The following is a 25,778-nucleotide window of genomic DNA, read 5'->3' as shown; positions in this document are numbered from 1 at the left end:
TCACCCTCTATGCTCACTTACTATAAAAATTATAATAAGAAAACGTTCACATATTTTATTATAATCAAGAAGAAAAAGTCTCGTCAATTTTTATTTGTCTATACAAGCTCATTTATAAGCATTGTTCCTTTTTCTGTAATAATTTTTTCTATATTTTTATCAAATGGCTCTACCGGAATGTGTTTTACCATTTGAAAATCATATGCTAATGATAGCGTTTTCCCTTTATAATGCACGAGATAACGATCATAATAGCCCCCGCCGTATCCAATCCGTTCTCCTCGCTCTGTATAAGCTACGCCTGGCACAATTTGAAGATCAATGTCATCCGCACTGACTTCTTCCGTAAGTCCCGGAATCGGTTCACGTAAATTCATATACACCGTTTCTAATTGATCAAAATCACTAATTTTCCGGAAGGACATCGTTCTTGTTCCTTTATTACACTTAGGAACTACAACTTTCTTTCCTTCTTCCCAAGCTTTTTCGATAATAGGATATGTATTCACTTCATTTTCCATTGAAAGAGTAATTCCAATTGTTTTAGCTTCAACCCACTCTTTTTGCGCATACAACGAAAATGCAATCTGTTCTGATAAAGTTGTATACTGTTCTTCTGATAAAGAATTCATGTGTTCTATTATTTGTTTACGCAAACGCACTTTCTCTTCTTTCACACATTCTCCTCCTTACAGTGACACTTTACTCTATGATGATAGTGTATCACTTTTAACATAGGAATCGAATAAAAAAAGAAACAGTAGGAAAATATTCCTACTGCTTACTTTGTTTCACGGTGTAACGTAGACTTCTTGTCACGCTTGCAATACTTTTTAAGCTCGATACGCTCAGCGTTGTTACGTTTATTTTTCTTTGAGATATAGTTACGATCTCCGCATTCTGTACATGCTAGAGTAATATTCACACGCATTCTTATTTCCCTCCAGTACTAATAACTTAAATCAGACTATACTATAATACCACTTTTAAAATAAAAATTCTACACCTTTTGATATTGTCTAATTTTTTCTATAATATTTTTCATGTTTTCCCTTGCTATTACTGGGTTTCTAGCATGTGAATACACTAAAAATTTTGGTTGTTTTGTGTCAGAAACGATATAAGACCACTCTTTTTCAGTATATTTGAACTGTACTCCTTCAAATATGCCTTCTCCCTTCCTTTCAATATCATCCAATAATTTCCTCATAATTTTCCCTTTTTCATTCCATGAACATACCACTTCATCATAAAGTAAATAGAGCGGAGGTGATTGCTCTACTATGCTGAGAAACGTTTTTCCTTGCAATGCTATTAGCTCAAATAATTTTCCAATTCGATATAAAATATCTCGCTTCCACCTTACTTGAAACGACTTCCTTTCATCCTGCGTATAAAACAGAAGATAACATTCTCCTAATTTCAAAGACATTGGGTAAATATTTCCTGTAGATTCGAGTAAGAAATCTGGAATATCTACCTCTTCTAAATCTGTACCCTGGTAAATATTACTATGTTTATCGTATAACTCGAAATGATTTCCTTGCTCAGAAAACATAAGAGCCATATTCGCTTTACTTGATTTCATCAAAGCTTTCACATGATCTTTTTGTTCACTTGCATAAATCCATGTAACTGTACAACCAAGTCTTTGTAGAAAGAGCATAAGTAAATGTTGCAACGTATCATTTCTCTTATTAATAAGAAGATGAAACTTCTGCATCTGTATTTTCTCGATATCAATATGCCCCAATATAACTTCTATATACTCATTCATAGAAACATGAACCAGCTTATTTCGCCCCATCTCTTTCTCATGCACGTAATAAAACAATTCGGACATATATACTTGTTCTATCTCTTTTTGCTGCTTATACGTTAACGGCATGCCAGCTTGACCATACAACTTTATAACAATCTCATTCTCATTCTCATTCTCCACTTGAATGAAAACCCCACCTGCACATTGCAAATGATGAACACTATATTGAAAAAGTGACTCGTTCATTTCTTTGCATTCCATCGTATGAATCCCTATACCATGAATAGCATGTAAAAATAAATTTTTATAAGAGGTTGTTTCTATATTTTCTTGACTTCCAATTAATATACTTTCTCCTTTTGTAAAAAGAGAGCCATACGCCATCGCAATCTTCACGATAAACGGGGGAGTAATTTCAACATTCCCTCTTCCTACAATGCGGCTTTTTTGTAACCACCCTGCACTCATTTCACTCTCTTGAATACCAGCCGCTCCTACTATCGAATGACTATCAATCGCCTTATAAGGCCATAGTTTTCCTTTTTGCTTAATTATCGTACTTCTCCCGATATGACAGTGATCCGCTACAATGCTTTTTTGAAACAGTGTAACGTCATCTTCAACTATTGTACGCTCTCCTATTGTCGTTTCTAATAGTTCACAATACTTTCCAATATGGGCATTTGCAAAAACAATACTTTTTTGAAGATGAGAATAATTTGAAATGATACTATTTTTTCCAATAATAGAATATGGCTCAATTACAGCTCCTGTACCAATCTTTGCTCCTTCTCCAATGAAAGAGGGGCCATGAATTTTTGTCCCTTTCCCAATCGTCACCCCTTCTCCCATCCATACCATCGGTAATACTTCCGTATAAGGAATAGGTACTTGTAACTTTTTCGTTAACAAATCAAATTGTGCTTGTCGATATTGATTAAATGTGCCGATATCTAACCAATAACCTTCTGACAAATATGCGAATAACACATTTTTGTTTGCCAATAAAGGAAACACATCATGACTGAAATCAAAAAATTGTCTAGGCGGTATGTAAGAAAAGATTTCTGGCTCCATAATATATATGCCTGTATTCACAACATTAGATACTACCTCATTCCAACCCGGCTTTTCTATATATCGTGTAACCTCCTGGTCTTTATTCATTACAACCAATCCAAATGAGAGTGGATTTTCTACTTCTTTCACAAACATTGTTACCATTCTTTTCTTTTGTTCATGAAACCTAATTCCTTCTGATAATTGAAAGTCAGTTAATGCATCCCCGCTTATTACAACAAATGTTTCATCTAAAAATTGTTCTGCTTGTTTAATACTCCCTGCTGTACCAAGTGGAGGAGAGTCTTCAAAATAATACAAGTTAACTCCCCATTTACTACCATCACCAAAATATCGCTTAATCGTAGTACTCATATATTGAACAGTAATTGCAATTTCACGAATACCATGCTGGCGTAATAACTCAATATTGTATTCTAAAACTGGTTTTTCTAATAATGGTAACATCGGCTTTGGAGTATTACATGTTAATGGTCTAAGGCGTCTTCCTTTTCCTCCAGCTAAAATAACCCCCTTCATATACTTCAGCCTCCACTTATATAATGTTCAGTAGCTCCATATACCATATGTATATTCTCTATCCCACATGAACTAGCAGCATAAACTTGATTAGTTAAACGAATCCTCATTTAAAAGACCCTATAATTAAATTTCCCACCTATAAAAACGTACGTTTCAAACGACAAGAAAGCGCTTACTATTAATTGATAAATAATACTTATTAACGAACAACATATATACTAATTTTCCCATTACATTATGATACATCTTATCATCATAAACTAAAGGAAACAACGAGCTTTTTTTGTCATGTTTTGACTAAAAAAAGCAGGTGATTTCTCATCACCTACTTTTATTCCTACTCATTCAATAAATAATGCTTTCCTTTTACTAAATAAAATACATTTTCAGCAATATTTGTAATATGGTCTGCTACACGCTCAATATATCTCGCCACAAATGATAATTGTGTAATTTGCGTAATTGCTTCTGGTTGTTCCGGAACTGAAGATATAAACTCACGAATTGCTTTTCCATATATTTCATCAACGGAATCATCCATTTCAGCAATTTGTTTCGCGAAAGTTAAATTTTCTTGTTCATATGCTTCTAACGCTAAATGCAACATCTTATTTGCAACCGCAAACATTTCATCCAGGTTGTGCAAACTAACAGCCACTTCTTTTTCCCCAAGACGAATTGTAGCCTTTGCAATATTAACAGCATGATCTGCAATACGCTCTAAATCTGTCGCTGTTTTAATTGAAATAAAGATTCTTCTTAAGTCACTTGCTACAGGTTGCTGCTTCGTAATGAGCATAAGCGCAAGATCGTTTATTTCCTCTTCTAAATTATCCATACGGTAATCACCATCAATGACCTCTAACGCTTTCTCTACATCCCTTGTATGCAGACCTTCCATAGCAATCAATAAAGCCGCATTTGCTAATTCGCCAAGCTCAATCACCTTTTGCTGTAACACTTTTAAATCACCTTGAAACTGTTCTCTTACCATTTTTTCTTCCCCCTCAATATTATGTGCCATTATATACAAAGTGAAACTTTAATCACCCCTCATCAATCGGGCTTTTACAGGCCGCCCGCCCACCTAACTTCTTTACTTTTGCTGAATTTTGAGGTGGGGTCTTACTGCCCGCAAATAGCGGGATAAATCTCCTACATAACCTCTTACGCTTGTAATAAACCTTAAGATAAAGAGAAGGTATTACTTCCCTATTAAAGTGAGATAAAAATAAGAAATGCCCTCTGTTAAGAGGGCATTTTCTCTTAGCTTTGCAACGATATCAACCAAAGCGACCTGTAATATAATCTTCTGTACGCTTATCTGAAGGCGTCGTAAATAATTTGTTTGTATCTGTATACTCCACAACTTCCCCGCTTAAGAAGAAAGCGGTTTTGTCTGAAATACGCGCTGCTTGTTGCATATTATGCGTTACGATAACAATACTAAAGTCTTTCTTTAACTCTTGAATTAATTCTTCTACTTTTAATGTTGAAATTGGATCTAGTGCCGATGTTGGCTCATCCATTAAAATAACGTCTGGCTCAATAGCTAAGCAACGTGCGATGCATAGACGCTGTTGCTGTCCACCAGATAAACCGTATGCATTATCGTGCAAACGATCTTTTAACTCATCCCAAATCGCTGCTCCGCGTAAACTTTTCTCAACAATTTCATCTAATGTCTTTTTGTCACGGATACCATGGATTTTTGGACCGTATGCTACATTCTCATAAATAGATTTTGGAAATGGATTTGGCTTTTGGAACACCATTCCTACGTGCGTTCTTAATTCTTCAACTGGATATGATTTATCAAATATATTGCGTTCTCTATATTCAATTACACCTGTAGTTCGAACGATCGGTACTAACTCTACCATGCGATTTAACGTTTTTAAGTACGTTGATTTACCACAGCCACTTGGACCGATAATTGCTGTAACTTCATTCTCATGAATACTTAAATTAATATCTTTTAAAGCATGGTCTTCCCCATACCATAAATTTAAGTTTTTCGTATCAAATACTACTTTCTTTGGCGCAGTCTCGATTTTCTCTTCGTTTTTCACCTGTACATTTACTACTGTTGCTACCATTTGAATTCCCCTTTCATCCACTTCCAACTTATTTTCGATTTCGTAACCATAAAACAAATATATTGATAAATAGCAACAAACCTAACAAAACAATCATCCCAGCTGCTGCTACATACTGAAATTCTTCTTGTGGCCTACTCATCCAATTAAAAATTTGAATTGGTAAAACTGTAAATCTATCAAACATACTAAATGGAACATAATTTGCAAACGCAAGTGCCCCAATAACTAATAGTGGTGCTGCTTCTCCAATTGCTCTTGATATCGCTAACGTACAGCCCGTTATAATCCCCGGGAAAGCATATGGCAATACAATTTGATACATCGTTTGCCACTTCGTAGCACCTAATCCGTAAGAACCCTCTAATAATGCACTTGGTACTGATCGGATTGCTTCTTGACTCGCCACAACAACTGTTGGTAAGACGAGTAAACTCATCGTCAGTGCTGCTGCAACTATACTCTCTCCTAAATGAAGAGCATATACAAAAATAGTTAAACCAAGCAATCCAAATACAACGGATGGTACTCCTGCTAACGTTTGATTATTAATCTCTATTATTTTTTTAAATAGAGATTCCTTCGCATATTGCTCTAAATAAAGTGCTGTTCCAACTCCAAATATAAAAGAAACAGGTATAACAATACTCATAAATAATATTGTCCCTGACAAAGCTGCAGCAATACCAGCTTCTTTCGGATTACGTGAAGCGAAATTTGTAAAGAAATCTATTGAAAGATAACTTATACCTTTTTCAACAATTTGAAACAGTAACAAAAACAAAATTACGATTGAAAATAAAATTGCTATATAAAATAACAATTTGTAAATTCGATCTTTTAAAAAGCGTGATGCCATATTTTTTTGTATTTTTTTATGATTCAACATTCGCATATTATGTCATCCTCCTAAAACGGCGCATAATTGACTGCGAAATGATGTTCATAATAAAGGTAAACAAAAATAATGTTGCGCCTACAGCATACATGCTGTAATACGTAATCGTTCCATGCGGAGCATCACCTAAACTTACTTGCACAATATAGGCTGTTAACGTTTGAATAGAATGTGTCGGATCAAGCGATACATTTGGTGTGGATCCTGCCGCAATTACAACAATCATCGTTTCACCAATTGCACGCGAAGCCGCTAATATAATTGCTGCCATAATCCCTGTAAAAGCGGACGGAAACACCACTTGTTTTACCATTTCAAACCGCGTCGCTCCGAGTGCTAATGAAGCTTCTTTAGTCCCTTTCACCACAGCTCTCATCGCGTCTTCAGATAGAGATGCAACTGTAGGCATCATCATAAATCCGATAACGATTCCTGGGCTAATCGCATTAAAAAACTGTAAATCTGGTATAATCCTTTGTAAAAGCGGCGTAACAATTGTTAATGCAAAAAAACCATATACAATTGTCGGGATACCTGCTAATAGCTCTAACATCGGCTTTAATATTTTCCGTGCACTATTTGAAGCATATTCGCTTAAAAATACGGCACACGCTAAACCGATAGGAATTGCTACAAACATAGCGATTGCTGTTACAAGGAACGTTCCACATATAAGTGGTAATATACCGAATTTAGGATTTTCAAAAAACGGTAACCATTCTTTCTCCGTCAAAAAGGAGTACAATGATATTTTTTGAAAAAACATGATTGTTTCATTAGAGAGCGTAAAAACAATTCCAAGTGTCGTAACAATAGAAACGCTAGCAATTATCTTTAGTAACAAAGGCATTATTCGATTGATTCGCTGCGTTTTTTTTCTTTGTTTTGTATTTCTTTCAATCAAATATTGTACAGAAAATGTAATTTGACTTTTGTCATTATGAGCCAAAGATGAAAACCCCTTTCCACCCTGACATTACCTTTTTATTTCTGTTAACATACGCAGCTGTTCATTGTATTTTTCTTTTCTTAATTTTACATACCCGACCTCTTCAGCGAGGTTACCAACATGCTGAATCATAAACTCAACATAGTTTGCTACATTCATTTTATTTCGGATAGATGCATTATTCACATAAGTAAGTAGCGGCCTAGATAACGGCTTATACTTACCTGACTGAATGGTCTCTTTCGTCGGAAATACACCATTCACTTTTATTGCTTTCACCTTATCTCGATTAGCCATATAATAAGCATATCCTACAAAAGCAATGGCATGTTTATCATTCATTACCCCTTGCATAATAACTTGATCATCTTCAGACAAAGAGATTTTTTTTACAATGCGATGATTTTGTAAGATGACATTTTGAAAATAATCATAAGTACCAGAGTCTACGCCTGGTGCATAAAACTTCACTTGTTCACGTGGCCATGTTGAATGAATTTGTGACCATCGCTTCTCTCTTCCATCTTCACTCCACAGTAAACGTAACTCGTCTACTGACATATCGTCTACCCATGTATTGTGCCGATTCACAACGATTGTAAGACCATCGTTAGCGACCTCAAAAGGTGTGAACTGAATAGAGTTTTTCTTCATCTCATTTTTCTCGACTTGTTTCATTACTCTCGAAGCATTATTTATATCTACTTCTCCTTTACTGAAACGATTAAATCCTCCTCCAGTTCCAGAAACACTGATGGAAATTTTCACGTCTGGATGCACCTTTGTATATTCCTCCGCTACTGCTTCTATAATAGGAAAAACCGTTGAGGATCCATCAACTCTCACTTCTCCCATATCATTTAAAGCAAATGCAGTAGACATTTCAAAACAGAGGAACCATATCGATAGTACGAAAATTATAATCGGTGTACGCATCCATTTCACGTGTTCTTCCTCCTAGAAGTAACCGGAAATAACAGGATTACAGATATAAGAATACTGCTAAACTATTAATTCGGTTTTAATTGTTTGTAAAAGTTTTGTAAAGTTCCACAAAAATCAACATACGATAAAGTGAAACTTTAATCAGCCCTCACCAATCGGGCTTTTACGGACAGCCCGACCCCCACCTAACTTCTTTGCTTTCACTGAATTTTGAGATGGGGGTCTTACTGCCCGTTAATAGCGGGATACAATTTTAATCGGTAGTAGTTATTCATTTTCTCTGATAATTTCCCTATAAAACAGTTATCCCCTATCTCATCATATACAAGTATTATTTATAAGGCCGCGTGTTTCCCAATATTGTATACTTGTCCACATTTATTACACGATATGCATAAACCATAAAAAAAAGCACACTATCTTTTCAGATAGTGTGCTTTTTTAAAATTTTTTTATTCATCATCTTGATCTTTATTTTTATTGTTTTTATCATCTTTTGGAGCTTCACCATTTACTTCTTGGTTTTTTAAATCAAAGTAGGCGTCCATAATTTCACGACCAATATATCCATTAATACCAGTCTTATCATCATGTACCCATGGAACGACAACAGAGAATGCTACTTCTGGATCTTCAAGTGGCGCATAACCTACTAATGTTAAGTTATATGTTTCCACACGTTCACCATTTGCCTTTCTACCAATCTCTTTATCTCCGCCATACACAGTTTGCGCGGTACCTGTCTTCCCTGCCGCTTTATATTTTGCACCTGTAAAGTATTTGGTAGCTGTACCACCTGAATCATTATACACTTGTCTAAATCCTTCTTGAACACGTTTAATTTGCGATTCTGGCATATCAACACGATTTAATACTTTCGGTTCCATAGATTGAACAACTTTCCCAACTTCATCTGGTTTCACTGCCGGTTGACGAATTTCTTTTACAACTTGTGGTTGCATACGATATCCACCATTGGCAATCGTCGAAATATATTGCGCTAATTGAAGCGGTGTATACGTATCATACTGTCCAATTGATAAATCTAGTAAGAAACCTGGTTGACTACCTCTCCCCATCTGACCAGCAGATTCATTCGGTAAATCAATTCCTGTTTTTACACCAAGTCCAAACTGTCCGAAATAATAACGCATCGTATCAAATGCTTTTTGAGGTATATCTAACGTACCACCTCTCACATATGGAACACCAGCGATATTCATCGCTGTTTTAAACATATAAACGTTAGAAGACATTTTTAAAGCTGTAAGGTCATTAATATATCCCATCGTTTTCCAAGATGACTTCGTAGGTGTACCTTTTAATTTAATTGGTTCATCCAATTGTACTGAACCTGGTTGAATCGCACCAGTTTGATATCCAGTAAGTACTGTTGCACCTTTTACAGTTGACCCCATCGGATAAGAACTTGTCATGGTACCTAATGCAAAGTCATTTACTTTCGTTTGACCATCTTCGTTAACTAATTGTTTCCCAGCCATAGATAAAACTTCACCATTTTTTGGGTTCATCATTACAACGAATGCGCGATCTAAAAGAGGTTCGCTTCCTTTAAATCTCATTAAATTCTTCGTAAGAATATCCTCCACGCGCTTTTGTAATTCCATATCAATCGTTAAATTCAGGTCATTACCACTTTGTCCTTTTGATACATTAATCGTTTCTAAAATATTACCGTTTTTATCTGTAACATTTCTAACTTCTGCTTTCGTACCGTGCAGACTATCTTCATACTGTTGTTCAAGATAACTTTTTCCTACTCGGTCATTTCGATTATAATCACGAACAAGATAGTAATCTAGTCTTTCTCTTGGTAAACCTTCGTCAGAAGTTGTTACACCACCAAGTACACTTCGGAACAAATCACCATCATATGCATATTTTCGTTCCCAATCAACACTTGTATCTACTCCCGGCAATTGCGCTAAATTTTCACTAATAATCGCATATTCTTCATCTGTTGCATTTTTCTTAAGAACTTGAGGTGTCATTGCATATCCGCCATCCATCTTACTCTTAATCGCTAGTATTTCTAGATCTTTTGCGGATAATTGATTAATCTCTTCTTCTGTTACACGACTGCGCTGACGCTCGTCTAATTCTTTATCATCAATTTTTTTATCTTTAAACTCTTGACGATCTTTATTCGTAATTTTTTCTTTAGCTTCCTCTTTATGCATAGCAAGCCAATAATCTTTTTTATCGCGATCTGTTAATTTATCTGTCGGTACTTCAATCAAATCTGCTAGCTTTTTCGCTGTTTCTAAGCGATCCTCTGCAGTTGATCCTTTCATTTTTGTAAATGTAATAGTACGAATGGCTGCATTATCTACTACAGGTCGCCCATAACGGTCAAATATTTTCCCACGCGGTACAGGATTACTTATCGTTGAATTTTCTTTCTTCTCCACTTCATTCTTATATTCTTCACCGCGAACAATTTGTACATATCCGAGCCTTACAATAACCGCGGAGAACATTAAAAACACGCAGAAAAACAGCACGTTTAACCGAAAAGGAACGTGGGTCTTTTTCTTATTTTGCTTCTGCTTCTTGCTCATACAAACCCCCTCTACCAACAGCTATGTAATGTGAAAGGGACACCTTCATACAGGTGTCCTCACTGCTGTCTTACATCTTTTTCTATTCTAGCATAAAACAAACGAGAAGTTAACCTTCTGGTTCAGTTTGGTTTTGCGCGTTTCCTTGCGTTACAACACTTGTTTTACTCGCATTTCCCTCATCATATTTGACATTTTTAACTGCAAAATAAATAAGAAAATGTCCAGCACCTAAAATACATAATAAGTAAGGTAAACTTTTTTCAGGTGGAAAGAATAGTACAGCACATAAAAAACTTAAAATGGAACAGATTCTTCCGGCGTTTAACCACAGCTCCCGAACAACGACATATTCCACACGCCATTCTCTCGCATTTTTCGCTCTACCAATTACGTCATATGTCATTGATCCATACGGAACAAGTAAAATAGGATATGCAATCGCAATACATGCCGCATAAATAAGTAATTTCGTGTATGTAACATTGAAAATAACTAAAAAGACGACAGCATATAAAATAATGCCTCCAAGTAAAATTGCTTTTTTTCGCCACTCCTTCTTTAACATACGAGCAACTAAGTAATAACATACAAAGGATACAGCAGAGTTCACTAAACTATATTTCCCTAATGCGAACTCACTATTAGTTGCTAAATAAACATATACTGAAATGACAAAAATAAACGTTCCTTCTCTCAATCCTTGGAAAAAATGAGCTCGTGTAATCTTTCCCCAGTTTTTATCAATCCGTCGTTCTTTCAATACTTGCACGATTTCATAACGCCCTTCACATTCTCTTTTAGATAAAAAGAAGCTTAAGACGACAGCAATTGCAAATAGAACTAATGAAAGAAAGAATATAACAGTATAACCACTCCATTTCTCCATACGTGAAATTGTGTATCCTGCTGCTATTGGTCCGATCATCCCAGAGAAGGATGTAAGAAGTCCAAGAAACCCATTAAAGAAATCTCTTGTTTCTGGTTCTGTAATTTCAAATGTCAATAAGTTAAAAGCCAACCAGTAAAAACCGTATCCTACTCCTAAAAGAGCCCCCATTAATAAAATATACTGAGAAGCACTTTTCCCCGCTACTAAGACAACAATAAAAAAAATTGCGAGCGTTCCTACTCCTATTCGTAATAAAATCGAGCGATCGATACGTTTCGCTAATTTTCCCCCTACAAGAAATGTGAGAGGCTGTAATATAACGCTGGCCAAATTATACAAGCCAAGATTCACATAATTTTGTGTTTGTTTCCATAAATAAATATTTACAAACGTATTCGATAAAGAAATTGCGAGCGTGTATAAACCTCCTATAAGGAGCAATAACACTAAATCCCGATTCACTTCAACGTCACCAATTATATGTTTCCACTTCATACACAACTCTCCTTTACTTCATGTTCTAGTCTTCCAAAGACAAGCCCAATTATGTAAAAGGAAAGCATAGAAAAAAGCTAGGGGTTCTCCCCTAGCTTTTTTCTATATTTATTACAATTATTTTGCTTCTTGGTAACGTTTTTCAGCAGCGTTCCAATCTACAACGTTCCAGAATGCACCGATGTAGTCTGGACGACGGTTTTGGTAGTTTAAGTAGTAAGCATGCTCCCAAACATCTAAACCGATAACTGGCGTTTTACCTTCAGTTAAAGGAGAATCTTGGTTTGGAGTGCTTGTTACTTCTAGCTCACCATTGTTTACTACTAACCAAGCCCAACCAGAACCGAAGCGAGTTGCGCCAGCTTTTGCGAATTCTTCTTTGAATGCATCGAAGCTACCGAATTTTGCTTCAATTGCAGTTGCAAGTTCACCTACAGGTTGTCCTCCGCCGTTTGGAGATAGGATTGTCCAGAAGAATGTATGGTTAGCATGTCCGCCACCATTGTTACGTACTGCTGTACGGATTGCTTCTGGTACTTCGTTTAAGTTTGCAACTAATTCTTCTACGCTTTTGTCAGCTAATTCTGCATGACCTTCTAAAGCAGCGTTTAAGTTTGTAATGTACGTGTTGTGATGTTTTGTATGATGGATGTTCATTGTTTCTTTGTCAAAGTGAGGCTCTAAAGCATCATACGCATAAGGTAAATTTGGTAATTCGTGTTTTGCCATTGTTATATTCCTCCCAGTTTATGTATTGCCACTTAAGTGACATACAACTTCATTCTACCCTAATTGCCATAGGGTGCAAACAAATAAATCACATTGTCTTGCTATCATTAAAGTAGCAAAATTCCCACTTCTTTTCAATTAAAATGCTCATATATTCCGTAAAAAAAGCTTCCTTCTACAAGGAAGCTTCCTGCTAACATAATAAACATGCGAAATGGATATGGACCCTGTAGGACTCGAACCTACGACCGGACGGTTATGAGCCGTCTGCTCTAACCAGCTGAGCTAAGGGTCCACAATTATGTATGTAACAACATATCAAATAAAGGAATTCCTATCGGATATGCCCTTTAAGAAATGTAAGATAAATTTACCATATAGAAAAGAAAAGTGTCAATTGTATTTTTCTTATTTAAAAGAAGAAAGTTAATAAAAAGAAATTTAGTTATCTCCACTATATGTAAATATAATATATCTTGAGATTCTCTAGATTCCTACGTTACAATGATTTTATACATACATAAAGGAAGTGAATCTATGTCCATATTTACCCAATTCGTAAAAAGCATATACTCGCCTAAAGATATGGCGCTATTCCGTTTTCAAAAAATCGGTAAAACCATTTTGTATATTATGCTACTTTGCTTAATTACTACTATTCCAAGAACTTTTTTGTACGGTAGTTTTATCCAAGATGGTGTAGGCATGGTAAATCAAGTCATCGATAAAGATTTACCTGATTTTAAAATTGAAAATGGCGAACTAAAAGCCGATATTGATCAGCCTATTGAAAAAGAAGAAGGAAATGCACTTTTCGTATTTGATCCAAATTCAACAGACCTAGAAAAATATCAAAATAAAACAGGTTTATTTGTTTTAAAAGATAAAGTAGTCTCTATGGGAAATGGTCAAACACAAACGTATTCTTATAACGATTTGTTAGGTGCATCTCTTGAGAAAAAAGATCTACAGGAATTTATTTCTTTATTCGATAATATTTATCCAATTTTATTATTTGTTATTGGATTCTTAGTGTACCTATTCCAATTATTCATCACTTTTGTAGGCGTGACTTTACTTGCGTTCATCGGTTCTGCTATGAGCGGTCAACGTAAACTATCCTATAAACAAGTTTGGACACTAACTGCATACAGCTACACAATCCCAACCATTTTCTTCATGATTATGGATTTATTCAAAATCGTCGTACCTGGCGCAACATTCATTTATATCGCTGTTGTTTTAATCGTTCTATACTTAACGATTAAAGAGGTACCCCAACCGAAAGAAAAATAAAAAAATGCCTAAATAGGCATTTTTTTTTTGGACAAGCATATATTCCTAGCAAAGGAGTGAAGAATATGAAGAGGTTAGGTATATTTCTATTCGTGCTTGTTCTCGGTTATATATTTTATTACGATATAAAAATCGGTACTTTACCGATGTTAAGTTCATATAAAAAAACAACTGCTGCCCAAACGATTAAAAAAGAAAACACAGACAGCCAACAAAATAAAGAGAATAAAACAGAAAAAGAAACGGATACATCTTATAAAACAATTGAAGTAAAAACTGGCGAGACAGTTCTTTCTATTACAGAACAAATTAACAAGAAAAAAATTCCTTCCATAGAAAAAGTCATTGACGACTTTAAACAATTAAACAAAAGTACATCTGCTACAAAAATACAAATTGGAAAGTCTTATAAATTCCCGTTATATCAATAAGCCATCACTTAATCCTTGTCAATTACATAAAGGCGCTGATACAATAGTAAAAGTGAAACCGAGCACTTCGGTTTCTATAGCCCTATATCACGTATACTATCATTGATATGAGGGACTAAATAAGAAACTTCTTTTATAAGGAGAGCGATCTATTCGTGAATGAAATGACTCATCGTACAAAAACACGTCCAGTTAAAGTCGGTAATTTAACAATTGGCGGTAATAATGAATTAATTATACAAAGTATGACAACAACAAAAACACATGATGTTGAAGCAACAGTTGCTGAAATCAAGCGTTTAGAAGAAGCTGGCTGTCAAGTCGTCCGCGTTGCCGTTCCAGATGAACGCGCAGCTAATGCTATTGCTGATATAAAAAAACAAATCAACATTCCACTTGTTGCTGATATTCATTTTGATTATCGCCTTGCTTTAAAAGCAATTGAAGGTGGCATTGATAAAGTACGTATCAATCCAGGTAATATTGGTCGTCGCCATAAAGTAGAAGCTGTTGTAAATGCAGCAAAAGAGCGCGGTATTCCAATCCGTATTGGTGTAAACGCTGGTTCATTAGAGCGCCACATTTTAGAAAAGTACGGATACCCAACTGCTGATGGTATGGTTGAGAGCGCGCTACATCATATTAAAATTTTAGAGGACTTAGATTTCCACGATATTATCGTATCTATGAAAGCCTCTGATGTTAACTTAGCAATCGAAGCATACGAGAAAGCTGCTCGCGCTTTTGATTACCCATTACATTTAGGTATTACAGAATCTGGAACATTGTTTACTGGAACTGTAAAAAGTGCCGCTGGTCTTGGAGCAATCTTAAGTAAAGGCATCGGAAATACACTACGTATTTCATTAAGTGCTGATCCAGTTGAAGAAGTAAAAGTTGCTCGTGAATTATTAAAATCATTCGGTCTTGCGTCTAACGCAGCGACACTTATCTCTTGTCCAACTTGTGGTCGTATTGAAATCGATTTAATTAGCATCGCTAACGAAGTGGAAGAATACATCTCTACACTTCAAGTACCAATTAAAGTTGCAGTACTTGGTTGCGCTGTAAATGGTCCTGGTGAAGCTCGTGAAGCTGATATCGGTATTGCTGGTGCACGTGGAGAGGGATTATTATTCCGTAAAGGGCAAGTCGTTCGTAAAGTACCAGAAGAAACAATGGTAGAAGAACTGAAAAAAGAAATCGACGTAATTGCTGCTGAAATGGCTGCTGAACGAGAAAAAGAAAAAGAGACACAAGAACAATAAAAAGAAGGTTGCCACAATATTTGTGAGCAACCTTCTTTTCTACGTAAAAAAGCTCGTCAGTTATATAACCGACGAGCTTTTACTTTGCACATTTTGGACAACGACCATATATTTCAAACTTATGACCCGTTACTTCATAACCAGTAAAATCTTTATTCATAAAATCCATTGGGCAGGAAGTAATCTCTTTCGTCCCACCACAATCCAAACAAATAAAATGATGATGATGTTCCATAATAGAACAAGTGAAACGAAAATGTTTTTCACCATTTAATTCCGTTTGTTCTAAAACACCAATCTCAGCAAAAACTGTTAAGTTACGATAAATCGTATCAAAACTAAGCCCTGGATAATCGTCTTTCATATGCTCTAAAACGTCTTTCGCAGTTAAATAACGATTATGTGCTGCAAATAATCTGAGCATCTCTTCTCTTTTTCCAGTATGTTTGTATCCTTTTTCCTTCATTAGGCGTAAAGCTTCTGTTAGATTCATACCTATCCCTACTTTATGCAGTTTTTTTCTTCTTCCATAAAATCGCACCGATTAAAATAAGAACTGCTATCATAACAATTGTACCACCTGGTGCTAGATCAAGTTGATACGAAGCAAACATTCCACCAATTACTGCAATTTCACCAAATAAAATGGAAAAGAAAATTGTTTGTTTAAATCCTTTAGCAATACGAATACTTGCTGCAACTGGTAACGTCATTAATGATGATACGAGAAGAACCCCTACTACACGCATTGATACTGCAATGACAAGAGCAACTAATATAATGAAAATAAAGTGAATCCATTTCGCTCTTAAACCAGTTGATACTGCGTATTCCTCATCAAATGATAGTAGAAACAGCTCTTTATATAATAAAATAATTGTCGCAACAACAACAATTGCTACAATCCCAATAATAATTAAATCCGTACTTGTTACAGCACTGACACTACCAAATAAATAACTAAATAAGTCTGTGTTAAATCCATTTGCAAGTGAAATGAAAATAACTCCAACTCCCATCCCTGCCGAAAGGATAATCGGAATTGCTAATTCTTGATAGTGCTTATATACAGTTCTTAACTTTTCGATTAATAGCGCTCCACCAATTGAAAAAACCATCCCCATATATAAGGGGTTTAAAAAACCACCTGTAAAAATGGTTTTTTCAAGTAATAAACTTGCTGCAATACCTGATAACGTCACGTGACTTAATGCATCCGCAATAAGAGATAAACGACGAATAACAACAAACACACCTATTAGTGGTGCAACAAGTCCAATTAAAATACCTGCGTATAAAGAATTACGTAAAAAGTCATATTGTAAAAAATCTTGTATCATTATATCCTCCCGTGATGCTCATGTTCGTGTTCTAAACGATGAACATGATGTCCATATAAGACGGACATTTCTGCATCTTCTAACTCTCGGAACTTCTCTACATTTCCATGGAAATGTAGATGTTGGTTTAGGCATGCAACATGTGTTACTTTTTCGGTAACAGCTCCCATATCATGAGTAACAAGAATTAATGTGATCCCGAGCCTTTTGTTTAAATCCTCTAATATTTCGTAAAAACTTTCCACATTTTTTACATCGATTCCAACAGTAGGCTCGTCTAAAATAAGCAATTCAGGATCACTAACGAGCGCACGAGCAATAAATACACGCTGTTGCTGTCCACCAGAAAGCTCTCCAATATTACGACCTTGAAACTCACTCATCCCTACATCAGCAATTGCTTTTTCTACCTTTTTCTTATCCTCTTTTGTGAAAAAGCGAAAAAGCCCTTTTTTCGAAACAAGTCCCATTGACACAACTTCAGAAACAGTTGCTGGAAAACCAGAATTGAAACTATTTGCTTTTTGGGATACATAACCAACTTTATTCCATTCCTTAAACTTCTTACTATCAACGCCAAACACACGAATGCTTCCTTCTTTTGGCTTTAAAACGCCTAATAAACACTTAAGTAAAGTTGATTTACCTGAACCATTCGGTCCCACTAAACCTAAAAAAGCTCCCTTCGGAACTTGCAAATTAATATTTTCTAACACATTCCGATCTTCGTATCGGAATGTTAAACCTTCAATCTCTAATATATTATTCATAGCATCTCACCTATTTTAATTCAGAATGATTCCGATTTATATCTATTTGAATTATAGTACAGCTTATTATAGTTGTAAACCAATCTGCCTAAAATATATCTATTTTTTCAAGAAACCTTACTATTATAACAAAAAGCAGAGAAAAATTCTCTGCTTTCGAAAAATATTCCTATATACGTTTAGTGAATAGCCGATTTAAACTTACCACCATTTGTCTCTTGCGTGCTCATAATCGTAACAAACGCATTTTCATCAATTTCATGCACAATTGACTTTAACTTCGTCACTTCTAGACGCGTTACAACTGCATAAATAACTTCTTTTTCTTTATCTGTATAACCACCTTTTGCTACAAGCTTTGTAGTTCCACGGCCGAGTCGATGTAAAATCGCATTTGATACTTCCTCATATTGATCAGATACAATTAAAACTGCTTTCGTTTCATCTAGCCCTTGAATTACTGTATCGATCGTTTTAAATGCAATATAGTACGTCATAACAGAATACATCGCTTGTTCCACACCAAACACAAATGCTGCCCATGCAAAAATAAATAAGTTCACAAACATTACGAATTCACCAACAGAGAACGGTAATTTCTTCGTTAATAAAATCCCCATAATTTCAGTTCCATCTAACGATCCACCATGACGAATTACAAGTCCTACACCAAGACCTAAAATAAGACCACCAAACACAGTCGCTAAAATAGGCTCTGTTGTAAACGGTGGCACCGCATGTAACGTTGACTCAATGAATGCTAACGCTACAATACCAAATGCCGAAGATAACATGAATGTTTTTCCAATTTGCTTATAACCCGAATACATAAATGGGATATTGAGAACAACGACTAAAGTAGAAAAACTTAACCACCAAATATTAGGAGTAAGGTAATCTAATATAAGAGAAATACCAATAATTCCACCATCAATAATTTTATTTGGCATTAAAAATAGTTCAATCGCTACCGCTGCGCATGCTGCCCCAAAAATAATCATAACTAAACGATAAATGAGATGAATAACACTTTCTTTTCGATGTTGCTTTTGCTCCATAGGTCCTCCCTTTACTCTTTTTCTGTAGTTTTGTCCTTATATTATAACATACGCTTCTTTTCCTCATGAAAAAAGAAACTCTATACGAATATGTACAAGCTATATGCTCATATATTTCGATAGAAGAACGCCTGAAGGAGGATAACAAGATGAACCTCATTAAACAAATTGTTAATAAAAAATTAAATCATATTTCTACAAAAGAGTTATTAAAATATAGCAAAGAATATGAAGTTTCTATTACGACTGCACAAGCTGACCAAATCGTTTTACTTATGAAAGGTAAAAATATTAATATTTACGATAACAACGAGCGACTAGAGCTCTTAAAACAGATTGCAAAAGTAACTTCCCCTGCCACTGCCCAACAAGTAAATACATTATTTCAGCAATTACTAAAATAAGGAGGGGAAATCCCCTCCTTATTGCGCTTTAATTTTTTCAAGAAGCCCTTCATCAAAAGTACCGTTTTTCAGCATTTCGATTTCCAATTTGTATGGTGGCTTCTTATCTTTTTTATCTTCCCCTACATACGGTGTTTCAAGAATTTTTGGTACATGCATTAACTGTGGATGATGTACAATGTGATGCAATGCTTTATACCCAATGTGACCAAATCCGATGTTTTCATGACGGTCTTTTCCTGCTCCGCGTACATTTTTACTATCATTAATATGAAGTACTTGTAAACGATCTATACCAACGATCTTATCAAATTCGTTTAATACACCGTCAAAGTCATTTACAATATCATATCCTGCATCGTGCGTATGACACGTATCAAAGCATACAGATAGCTTTTCATTATATTTTACGCCATCAATGATCTTTGCAATTTCTTCAAAGCTACGACCACATTCTGTTCCTTTTCCTGCCATCGTCTCTAACGCAATGTTAACCGTCTGTTCTGGCGTTAGTACTTCATTAAGCCCTTTAATAATTTGTTGAATACCAGCATCTGCTCCAGCACCAACGTGCGCTCCTGGGTGAAGAACAATTTGTTTCGCTACACCTAATGCCGATGTTCTTTCAATTTCCATACGAAGGAAGTCTACACCTAATTGGAATGTTTCTGGCTTCGTCGTATTCCCAACATTAATAATATACGGCGCATGGACGATAATTTCCTCAATACCATTCAGCTCCATATGTTTTCTTCCTGCTTCTATGTTCAATTCTTCAATTGGTTTTCTTCGTGTATTTTGCGGTGCACCTGTATAAATCATAAACGTTGTTGCACCGTATGAAACAGCCTCTTCACTTGCTGCTAATAACATGTTCTTACCACTCATGGAAACATGAGATCCAATCTTTAACATACAATCACCTCTTCAATATACAATAGATATAATGATAGCATAATTTGTAGAAATATGTAGTGAATTGTTTGTTCATAAAAGACGCACTACACAAATTTATATGAGTATTTAAACAGACTATACTCTTCATTTAAATTAGCGGGATTAAAAAAAGATAAGGGAAACCCCTTATCTTTTTTTATTGCTATATTTTCTCTTCACTTTGTCACGTTCTGTTGCAAGTTTACGTTTATAGTTTGGTTTTACTTTTTTCGGTTTTTTAATAACTTTCGTTGCCATAACATCAAGTTCGTCATTTGGTTTTTTACGGCTCTTACGACGACGACGCTCACCTAAATCTGCCCACTCATCTCCGCGTAAATCTACATGTTTAAACTCGATATGACGTTGTTTTTCTAAGCTATCTAATGCTTCTTCGTTTGCTGGATCATAAATCGTCACTGCAATACCAGAATGCCCCGCACGTGCTGTTCTTCCAACGCGGTGAACGAAGAAATCTAAATCTGATGGTAGCTCATAGTTAATAACATGGCTAATTCCTTCAATATCAATACCACGTGCTGCTAAATCAGTCGCAACAATATATTGGAATTCAAGGTCACGAATTTGTTTCATCATTTTTTTACGATCACGTGGTGATAAATCCCCGTGAATTCGTCCAACTTTTAAGCCGCGTTCCATTAATCCATCAGCAACTTGATCTGCCATTTTTTTCGTATTCGTGAAAACAACTGCTAAATACGGTTTAAATTGAAGTAGCATTTTATTCACTAAATCAATTTTATTACGATGTTTAGAAGGCACTAAATAGTGTTCAATGTTTCCAGCTGCAACTTGTTTTGGATTGATATGAATATGCTCTGGATTCTCCATATATTTCTTCAGAAACGGTTTTAGTTTTTGAGGAATTGTTGCAGAGAAAACTAGCATTTGCAAGTTTTTAGGCATGCGTGCTGCAATTTTATCTACATCGTGAATGAATCCCATATCAAGCATTAAGTCAGCTTCATCGACAATAATCGTATTTGCTTTATGAACAAATAATGCTTGTTCTTCTACTAAGTCTTTAATACGTCCTGGTGTCCCGACTACGATATGAGGTTGTTTTTTCAACTTTTCAATTGAACGTTGTTTATCAGTTCCACCAATTAAACAACGCGCTGTAATCATTTGATCTTCCGCACAGAATTTTGTTAATTTCACAATCTCTTCGTAAATTTGTTGTGCTAACTCACGAGTAGGTGCTGTAATAACAAGTTGTACTTCTTCACGGCTTGCATTAATTCTGTTCAATGTAGGAAGTAAGTATGCATGTGTTTTCCCAGAACCTGTTTGGGATTGTCCAATTACACTTACACCTTTTTTCACGACCGGGAAAATTTTCTGCTGAATTCCTGTCGGCTCTGTAAAGCGTAGTTCACGAACTGCATCTATTAAAAATGGTTTAAAATCATACTGTGTAAAAGTTTGTTGTGTCATAAGTTACACCTTCTTTCTAAATTTCTACTGCGCGCACAAATCAGTCAAGTCTACATTATATCGAAATCTACAAGTAAAATCCATCTTTAGTTTAGGTTTTCCCTTCAAAAACTAACCTTCTTCCCCCTTATTGCATATTGTATGTGTATATACCTAACTGAAGAAAGGAGGATTTCTCACATGTTTCCAAAATCCCCTACAAGACAAATGTATCCAAATCAAGGGCAGCAACCTTATACACCATATCCAATTCCACAACTACCACCAATGGCACAAAAAAAGAAAGGGTTCCTTGCTAAACTCTTTAAAAAACACGATCCAACCGAACCTTACATGCAAATGGTTCCGCCTTATCGACAAATGGAAGGACCGCCACCAATGATGCACCAGCACCAGCAACCGCCACCTCAATATCGGCAACAATATCAACCCCAATATCAACAGCAATACCCACAGCAGTACTCACAGCAATATCAACCATACATGCAGCAGCATCCAGAGCAAATGATTCCCCCTCAAATGTACGAATCAAACGAAACGCGCGGCGGTGCAACAACTACAGCAGCATCCAGTAGCGGCATCGGCAGTTTTTTTGCGAATTTAATTTCGAATCCAACTAATATGATAAACAATATAGAAAAAGTATCCCAAGTCGTTCAATCTGTAAGCCCTGTCGTCGAACAGTACGGCCCTATTATGCGTAACCTACCAAGCATTGTTAAAATCCTCACCTCTGGAAAAAGTACGGAAGAAGATTCAACTAAAAATCAGGCTGAAGACATAACAGAAAAGGTTGAGGTAGCAACTCCACCTCCTCCACAAAAAAAAAGAAAAAGAAAAAAAATAGTGATTGAGCCAGTCATAGAAAAAGAATTACGAGAGGAGCCTGTTCAAAAAACAGCAACAAAACCAAAACTATATGTGTAACAATCCTTTGTTTTCTATCCACTCCTCCTTTATAATGTAAAAGACTATGCACAAAAGTATCCCTTGTTTAGAAGGAGAGGATTACTCATATGAAAATTGTTAAAATTTCCCCTCGTGGTTATTGCTACGGTGTTGTCGATGCAATGGTAATTGCACGTAACGCCGCATTAGATAAATCATTGCCGAGACCCATTTATATTTTAGGTATGATTGTTCACAATAAACATGTTACAGACGCTTTTGAAGAAGATGGAATCATCACATTAGACGGTCCAAGTCGCTTAGAAATTTTAGATAAAATTGATTCTGGTACTGTTATTTTCACTGCACACGGTGTTTCTCCAGAAGTTAAACAACGCGCAAAAGAAAAAGGTTTAACAACAATCGATGCCACTTGTCCAGATGTTACCAAGACACATGACCTTATCGAAGCTAAGAAAGCGGAAGGGTATCATGTCATTTATATCGGTAAAAAAAATCATCCAGAGCCAGAAGGCGCAGTTGGTATTGCACCTGACATCGTTCACCTTATCGAAAAAGCCGATGATTTAAAAACATTAGAAATCCCAACAGATAAAATTTTAGTAACGAATCAAACAACGATGAGTCAATGGGATGTTCAACATTTAATGGAGGACATTCAAAAAAAATTCCCAACAGCAGAATTCCATAAAGAAATTTGTTTAGCAACTCAAGTTCGCCAAGAAGCTGTCGCTAAACAAGCTGATGTTGCAGACTTAACAATTGTTGTCGGTGATCCGAAAAGTAACAACTCAAACCGTTTAGCACAAGTGTCACAAGAAATTGCTGGTACGAAAGCATACCGCGTTGCAGACGTAAGTGAGATTAAATTAGAGTGGCTACAAGGTGTAGAAAACGTAGCTGTTACAGCAGGTGCTTCTACTCCAACTCCAATTACAAAAGAAGTTATCGCTTTCTTAGATCAATATGACCCAATGAATCCCGCTACATGGGAGAGAGTTCGAAAAGTACCGTTACAAAAAATATTACCCCGTGTAAAAGTGAAAAAAGAACAATAATAAAAACCGTTGCCTATATGAGCAACGGTTTTTATTTTTCTTATACAAATGTAAATGGATCTGTATGTAATTGCGAAGCATGAATGTGTACATTGAGTTTCTTTGCATCCACTTTTTCTTGTAATTGCTTTTGTACACCTTGCTTCATTACTTTTTCAACGTTATGTCCTGGGTCAACTATATTTAAACCGAGCATCATCGCATCATGAGCAACATGATAATACATGTCACCTGTTACATATACATCTGCTCCTTTAAATTTAGCTTGATTGATGTATTTGTTACCATCACCACCAAGTACAGCTACTTTGCGCACTTTATCATCTAATTTCCCAACAACTCGTGCACCCTTTACATCTAATGATTGCTTTACATGTTCTGCAAACTGTCCAAGTGTCATTTCTTCTTTTAAGTATCCTATTTTCCCAAGCCCTAATGTTTCGCCTTTGTTATCAAGTGGATACACATCATACGCTACTTCTTCATATGGATGTGCCGTTACCATTGCTTTAATCACTTTTCGTTGTAGTGAAACTGGAATAACCGTTTCGATCCGCACTTCTTCTACGCGCTCTAACTGTCCAGTTTCCCCTACATAAGGATTTGTCCCCTCTTGAGGTACAAACGTACCTGTACCCTCGCTACTAAACGTACAGTGGCTATAATTGCCGATATGACCAGCACCTGCGTCTCCTAATGCTTTTCGTACTTCCTCTGCATGAGTTACTGGCACAAACACAACAACTTTTTTCATTTCTTCTGCATATGTCGGTGCCAAAACTTCTGTATTTTGCAACCCTAACGCCTCAGCAAGTAAATCATTTACCCCGCCCTTGGCAACATCCACATTTGTATGCGCTGCATAAATGGCAATATCATTTTTAATACACGTTTCAATAATTCTTCCGTACGCTTTATCTGTATGAATCGCTTTTAACGGATTAAAAATTAAAGGATGATGCGCGATAATGACATTCGCCCCTAATTGAATCGCTTCCTCCACAACTTCCTCCGTTACATCTAATGCAATTAATACGTGTTGTACAGATTTATTAAGCGCTCCAATCTGCAGACCAATTTTATCTCCTTCCATCGCCAGATGCTTCGGATACATACTTTCAAATAAAGAAATAATTTCATGGCCGTTTGGAATTTTACTCATGATAAAATCTCCCCTATCATTTTCATTTTCGCTTCTACTTCTGCACGTTTCGCTTTTGTTTCTTCAGAATTAGCCGCACGTTCTAACTGTTTTAAAATATTTTGGAAATTTTTCAATTCCCCTTCCCATTTTTCAACGAAAGCTTCACTTTTTTCTTTTATTAAAAATGGCCCCATAAACAATCCCGCTTGTTTATTTTCCGAGTAAGGTGCTTCGACATTTCCTCGCTCTCCTACTAAAATCTCATAAATTTTCCCATCTTCTTTTACGATTTTTTCATGGATAAGCTCCCAACCATTTTCAACAAACCATTCACGAATATGATGTGCTGCAATATTCGGCTGTAAAATTAAACGTGTTACACCTTCTAATTTTTCTTTACCACTTTCTAAAATGTCACGAATTAACGCTCCGCCCATTCCAGCAACCGTAATTACATCTACTTCTCCTGGCGCTATAACAGCTAATCCATTCCCTTTACGCACATCTACTTTATCTTGCAAGCCACTTTCAGCTACAGTTGCTTGTGCAGAGCGAAACGGTCCATCTACAACCTCTCCAGCAACTGCTTTTGTAGCAATATTATTTATAATTGTATAACACGGTAAATACGCATGATCCGATCCAATATCAGCAACTGTAGATCCTACCGGTATTTCACGCACAACTTCTTCTAATCGTTTTGAAAGCTTTACTTCATTCATGTATTTCCATTACTCCTTCTCTTGTCAGTCT

General features: G+C 35.9%; 25 protein-coding genes and 1 tRNA gene. 6 read left to right on the top strand and 20 right to left on the bottom strand.

From position 1 onward, the window contains the following. Positions 1–98 precede the first annotated feature (98 nt). The 12 genes from BM089_RS12300 to BM089_RS12245 all read right to left on the bottom strand — a co-directional run bounded on the left by BM089_RS12300 (position 99) and on the right by BM089_RS12245 (position 13,248). A complete protein-coding gene (locus tag BM089_RS12300) occupies positions 99–677 on the bottom strand; it encodes a 5-formyltetrahydrofolate cyclo-ligase (protein WP_000656861.1) in 579 nt (192 codons plus the stop codon). A gap of 104 nt (positions 678–781) precedes the next feature. Then, positions 782–931 (bottom strand): 50S ribosomal protein L33, encoded by a 150-nt coding sequence (gene rpmG / locus BM089_RS12295; RefSeq protein WP_001265616.1) that lies wholly within the window; start codon positions 929–931, stop codon positions 782–784. Between the two features lie 69 nt (positions 932–1,000). Then, entirely contained in the window at positions 1,001–3,361 is a 2,361-nt protein-coding gene (locus BM089_RS12290) for a sugar phosphate nucleotidyltransferase (RefSeq protein WP_090977059.1), read from the bottom strand. A gap of 340 nt (positions 3,362–3,701) precedes the next feature. Continuing rightward, positions 3,702–4,358, bottom strand: coding sequence for a phosphate signaling complex protein PhoU (gene phoU / locus BM089_RS12285; RefSeq protein ID WP_000251246.1), 657 nt, complete (start codon positions 4,356–4,358; stop codon positions 3,702–3,704). Between the two features lie 289 nt (positions 4,359–4,647). Further along, complete coding sequence (gene pstB / locus BM089_RS12280; protein WP_000226681.1) at positions 4,648–5,463, bottom strand: phosphate ABC transporter ATP-binding protein; 816 nt, start codon at positions 5,461–5,463, stop codon at positions 4,648–4,650. Positions 5,464–5,491: 28 nt separating this feature from the next. Then, positions 5,492–6,358 carry a phosphate ABC transporter permease PstA gene (pstA, locus tag BM089_RS12275; RefSeq protein WP_053563645.1) on the bottom strand — a complete coding sequence of 289 codons (867 nt, stop codon included), beginning with the start codon at positions 6,356–6,358 and terminating at the stop codon, positions 5,492–5,494. A 1-nt stretch (position 6,359) separates the two neighbouring features. After that, positions 6,360–7,310 carry a phosphate ABC transporter permease subunit PstC gene (gene pstC, locus BM089_RS12270; RefSeq protein ID WP_053563644.1) on the bottom strand — a complete coding sequence of 317 codons (951 nt, stop codon included), beginning with the start codon at positions 7,308–7,310 and terminating at the stop codon, positions 6,360–6,362. Between the two features lie 27 nt (positions 7,311–7,337). Then, positions 7,338–8,255 carry a PstS family phosphate ABC transporter substrate-binding protein gene (locus BM089_RS12265; RefSeq protein WP_090977057.1) on the bottom strand — a complete coding sequence of 306 codons (918 nt, stop codon included), beginning with the start codon at positions 8,253–8,255 and terminating at the stop codon, positions 7,338–7,340. 452 nt (positions 8,256–8,707) lie between these two features. Further along, positions 8,708–10,837 (bottom strand): peptidoglycan D,D-transpeptidase FtsI family protein, encoded by a 2,130-nt coding sequence (locus tag BM089_RS12260; protein ID WP_053563643.1) that lies wholly within the window; start codon positions 10,835–10,837, stop codon positions 8,708–8,710. Positions 10,838–10,946: 109 nt separating this feature from the next. Next, positions 10,947–12,224, bottom strand: coding sequence for an MFS transporter (locus BM089_RS12255; protein ID WP_023523062.1), 1,278 nt, complete (start codon positions 12,222–12,224; stop codon positions 10,947–10,949). 117 nt (positions 12,225–12,341) lie between these two features. Beyond that, positions 12,342–12,953 carry a superoxide dismutase [Mn] gene (gene sodA, locus BM089_RS12250; protein ID WP_001052031.1) on the bottom strand — a complete coding sequence of 204 codons (612 nt, stop codon included), beginning with the start codon at positions 12,951–12,953 and terminating at the stop codon, positions 12,342–12,344. A 221-nt stretch (positions 12,954–13,174) separates the two neighbouring features. Further along, positions 13,175–13,248 (bottom strand) — tRNA-Ile (locus BM089_RS12245). A 242-nt stretch (positions 13,249–13,490) separates the two neighbouring features. On the opposite strand from BM089_RS12245, the gene yqgB reads away from it, so the two are divergent. The 3 genes from yqgB to ispG all read left to right on the top strand — a co-directional run bounded on the left by yqgB (position 13,491) and on the right by ispG (position 15,948). Beyond that, positions 13,491–14,249, top strand: a complete 759-nt coding sequence (gene yqgB, locus BM089_RS12240; RefSeq protein ID WP_000021895.1) for a protein YqgB — start codon at positions 13,491–13,493, stop codon at positions 14,247–14,249. A 65-nt stretch (positions 14,250–14,314) separates the two neighbouring features. Next, positions 14,315–14,680: a protein YqfZ gene (yqfZ, locus tag BM089_RS12235; protein ID WP_000825415.1), complete on the top strand. Its 366-nt coding sequence runs from the start codon at positions 14,315–14,317 to the stop codon at positions 14,678–14,680. A 164-nt stretch (positions 14,681–14,844) separates the two neighbouring features. Beyond that, positions 14,845–15,948, top strand: coding sequence for a flavodoxin-dependent (E)-4-hydroxy-3-methylbut-2-enyl-diphosphate synthase (gene ispG / locus BM089_RS12230; RefSeq protein ID WP_175495692.1), 1,104 nt, complete (start codon positions 14,845–14,847; stop codon positions 15,946–15,948). A 79-nt stretch (positions 15,949–16,027) separates the two neighbouring features. On the opposite strand, the gene BM089_RS12225 is transcribed toward ispG, so the two are convergent. The 4 genes from BM089_RS12225 to BM089_RS12210 form a co-directional block, all read right to left on the bottom strand. Continuing rightward, positions 16,028–16,441: a Fur family transcriptional regulator gene (locus BM089_RS12225; protein WP_001054516.1), complete on the bottom strand. Its 414-nt coding sequence runs from the start codon at positions 16,439–16,441 to the stop codon at positions 16,028–16,030. Between the two features lie 13 nt (positions 16,442–16,454). Continuing rightward, the gene (locus BM089_RS12220; RefSeq protein WP_000613817.1) at positions 16,455–17,288 is read right to left on the bottom strand and encodes a metal ABC transporter permease; all 834 of its coding nucleotides are present in this window, start codon (positions 17,286–17,288) and stop codon (positions 16,455–16,457) included. Then, complete coding sequence (locus tag BM089_RS12215) at positions 17,288–18,058, bottom strand: metal ABC transporter ATP-binding protein (RefSeq protein WP_001059662.1); 771 nt, start codon at positions 18,056–18,058, stop codon at positions 17,288–17,290. The genes BM089_RS12220 and BM089_RS12215 overlap by 1 nt, the downstream gene beginning before the upstream one ends. 179 nt (positions 18,059–18,237) lie before the next feature. Continuing rightward, positions 18,238–19,116, bottom strand: a complete 879-nt coding sequence (locus tag BM089_RS12210; RefSeq protein WP_000435960.1) for a YitT family protein — start codon at positions 19,114–19,116, stop codon at positions 18,238–18,240. 149 nt (positions 19,117–19,265) lie between these two features. Here BM089_RS12210 and BM089_RS12205 point away from each other — a divergent pair, with 149 nt between their 5' ends. Next, a complete protein-coding gene (locus BM089_RS12205; protein ID WP_001048958.1) occupies positions 19,266–19,520 on the top strand; it encodes a DUF2624 domain-containing protein in 255 nt (84 codons plus the stop codon). A gap of 18 nt (positions 19,521–19,538) precedes the next feature. Here BM089_RS12205 and BM089_RS12200 read toward each other — a convergent pair whose 3' ends face one another. Together BM089_RS12200 and BM089_RS12195 are read right to left on the bottom strand one after the other, a co-directional pair. After that, a complete protein-coding gene (locus BM089_RS12200; RefSeq protein ID WP_000912471.1) occupies positions 19,539–20,435 on the bottom strand; it encodes a deoxyribonuclease IV in 897 nt (298 codons plus the stop codon). Between the two features lie 168 nt (positions 20,436–20,603). Then, a complete protein-coding gene (locus tag BM089_RS12195) occupies positions 20,604–21,914 on the bottom strand; it encodes a DEAD/DEAH box helicase (protein ID WP_000194023.1) in 1,311 nt (436 codons plus the stop codon). Positions 21,915–22,094: 180 nt separating this feature from the next. On the opposite strand from BM089_RS12195, the gene vrrA reads away from it, so the two are divergent. Both vrrA and BM089_RS12185 read left to right on the top strand, forming a co-directional pair. Then, positions 22,095–22,841 carry a VrrA/YqfQ family protein gene (vrrA, locus tag BM089_RS12190; protein ID WP_000484179.1) on the top strand — a complete coding sequence of 249 codons (747 nt, stop codon included), beginning with the start codon at positions 22,095–22,097 and terminating at the stop codon, positions 22,839–22,841. 89 nt (positions 22,842–22,930) lie between these two features. Further along, complete coding sequence (locus tag BM089_RS12185) at positions 22,931–23,881, top strand: 4-hydroxy-3-methylbut-2-enyl diphosphate reductase (protein WP_000706657.1); 951 nt, start codon at positions 22,931–22,933, stop codon at positions 23,879–23,881. A 40-nt stretch (positions 23,882–23,921) separates the two neighbouring features. On the opposite strand, the gene BM089_RS12180 is transcribed toward BM089_RS12185, so the two are convergent. Continuing rightward, a complete protein-coding gene (locus BM089_RS12180; protein WP_090977054.1) occupies positions 23,922–25,043 on the bottom strand; it encodes a Nif3-like dinuclear metal center hexameric protein in 1,122 nt (373 codons plus the stop codon). Continuing rightward, entirely contained in the window at positions 25,040–25,747 is a 708-nt protein-coding gene (locus tag BM089_RS12175; protein WP_001006547.1) for a tRNA (adenine(22)-N(1))-methyltransferase, read from the bottom strand. The genes BM089_RS12180 and BM089_RS12175 overlap by 4 nt, the downstream gene beginning before the upstream one ends. Positions 25,748–25,778 lie beyond the last annotated feature (31 nt).

Origin of the sequence: Bacillus sp. 5mfcol3.1, from assembly GCF_900114335.1 — a bacterium.
Taxonomy (GTDB): domain Bacteria; phylum Bacillota; class Bacilli; order Bacillales; family Bacillaceae_G; genus Bacillus_A; species Bacillus_A thuringiensis_S.
This window is presented reverse-complemented; position numbering and strand designations above follow the sequence as displayed.

Bases quoted from the DNA above. Each gene is read 5' to 3' on its own strand.
- rpmG (WP_001265616.1), bottom strand. From the start codon at position 931: ATGCGTGTGAATATTACTCTAGCATGTACAGAATGCGGAGATCGTAAC.
- BM089_RS12290 (WP_090977059.1), bottom strand. From the start codon at position 3,361: ATGAAGGGGGTTATTTTAGCTGGAGGAAAAGGAAGACGCCTTAGACCA.
- phoU (WP_000251246.1), bottom strand. From the start codon at position 4,358: ATGGTAAGAGAACAGTTTCAAGGTGATTTAAAAGTGTTACAGCAAAAG.
- pstB (WP_000226681.1), bottom strand. From the start codon at position 5,463: ATGGTAGCAACAGTAGTAAATGTACAGGTGAAAAACGAAGAGAAAATC.
- pstA (WP_053563645.1), bottom strand. From the start codon at position 6,358: ATGCGAATGTTGAATCATAAAAAAATACAAAAAAATATGGCATCACGC.
- BM089_RS12260 (WP_053563643.1), bottom strand. From the start codon at position 10,837: ATGAGCAAGAAGCAGAAGCAAAATAAGAAAAAGACCCACGTTCCTTTT.
- BM089_RS12255 (WP_023523062.1), bottom strand. From the start codon at position 12,224: ATGAAGTGGAAACATATAATTGGTGACGTTGAAGTGAATCGGGATTTA.
- sodA (WP_001052031.1), bottom strand. From the start codon at position 12,953: ATGGCAAAACACGAATTACCAAATTTACCTTATGCGTATGATGCTTTA.
- yqgB (WP_000021895.1), top strand. From the start codon at position 13,491: ATGTCCATATTTACCCAATTCGTAAAAAGCATATACTCGCCTAAAGAT.
- yqfZ (WP_000825415.1), top strand. From the start codon at position 14,315: ATGAAGAGGTTAGGTATATTTCTATTCGTGCTTGTTCTCGGTTATATA.
- ispG (WP_175495692.1), top strand. From the start codon at position 14,845: ATGACTCATCGTACAAAAACACGTCCAGTTAAAGTCGGTAATTTAACA.
- BM089_RS12225 (WP_001054516.1), bottom strand. From the start codon at position 16,441: ATGAATCTAACAGAAGCTTTACGCCTAATGAAGGAAAAAGGATACAAA.
- BM089_RS12220 (WP_000613817.1), bottom strand. From the start codon at position 17,288: ATGATACAAGATTTTTTACAATATGACTTTTTACGTAATTCTTTATAC.
- BM089_RS12215 (WP_001059662.1), bottom strand. From the start codon at position 18,058: ATGAATAATATATTAGAGATTGAAGGTTTAACATTCCGATACGAAGAT.
- BM089_RS12210 (WP_000435960.1), bottom strand. From the start codon at position 19,116: ATGGAGCAAAAGCAACATCGAAAAGAAAGTGTTATTCATCTCATTTAT.
- BM089_RS12205 (WP_001048958.1), top strand. From the start codon at position 19,266: ATGAACCTCATTAAACAAATTGTTAATAAAAAATTAAATCATATTTCT.
- BM089_RS12200 (WP_000912471.1), bottom strand. From the start codon at position 20,435: ATGTTAAAGATTGGATCTCATGTTTCCATGAGTGGTAAGAACATGTTA.
- BM089_RS12195 (WP_000194023.1), bottom strand. From the start codon at position 21,914: ATGACACAACAAACTTTTACACAGTATGATTTTAAACCATTTTTAATA.
- vrrA (WP_000484179.1), top strand. From the start codon at position 22,095: ATGTTTCCAAAATCCCCTACAAGACAAATGTATCCAAATCAAGGGCAG.
- BM089_RS12185 (WP_000706657.1), top strand. From the start codon at position 22,931: ATGAAAATTGTTAAAATTTCCCCTCGTGGTTATTGCTACGGTGTTGTC.
- BM089_RS12180 (WP_090977054.1), bottom strand. From the start codon at position 25,043: ATGAGTAAAATTCCAAACGGCCATGAAATTATTTCTTTATTTGAAAGT.
- BM089_RS12175 (WP_001006547.1), bottom strand. From the start codon at position 25,747: ATGAATGAAGTAAAGCTTTCAAAACGATTAGAAGAAGTTGTGCGTGAA.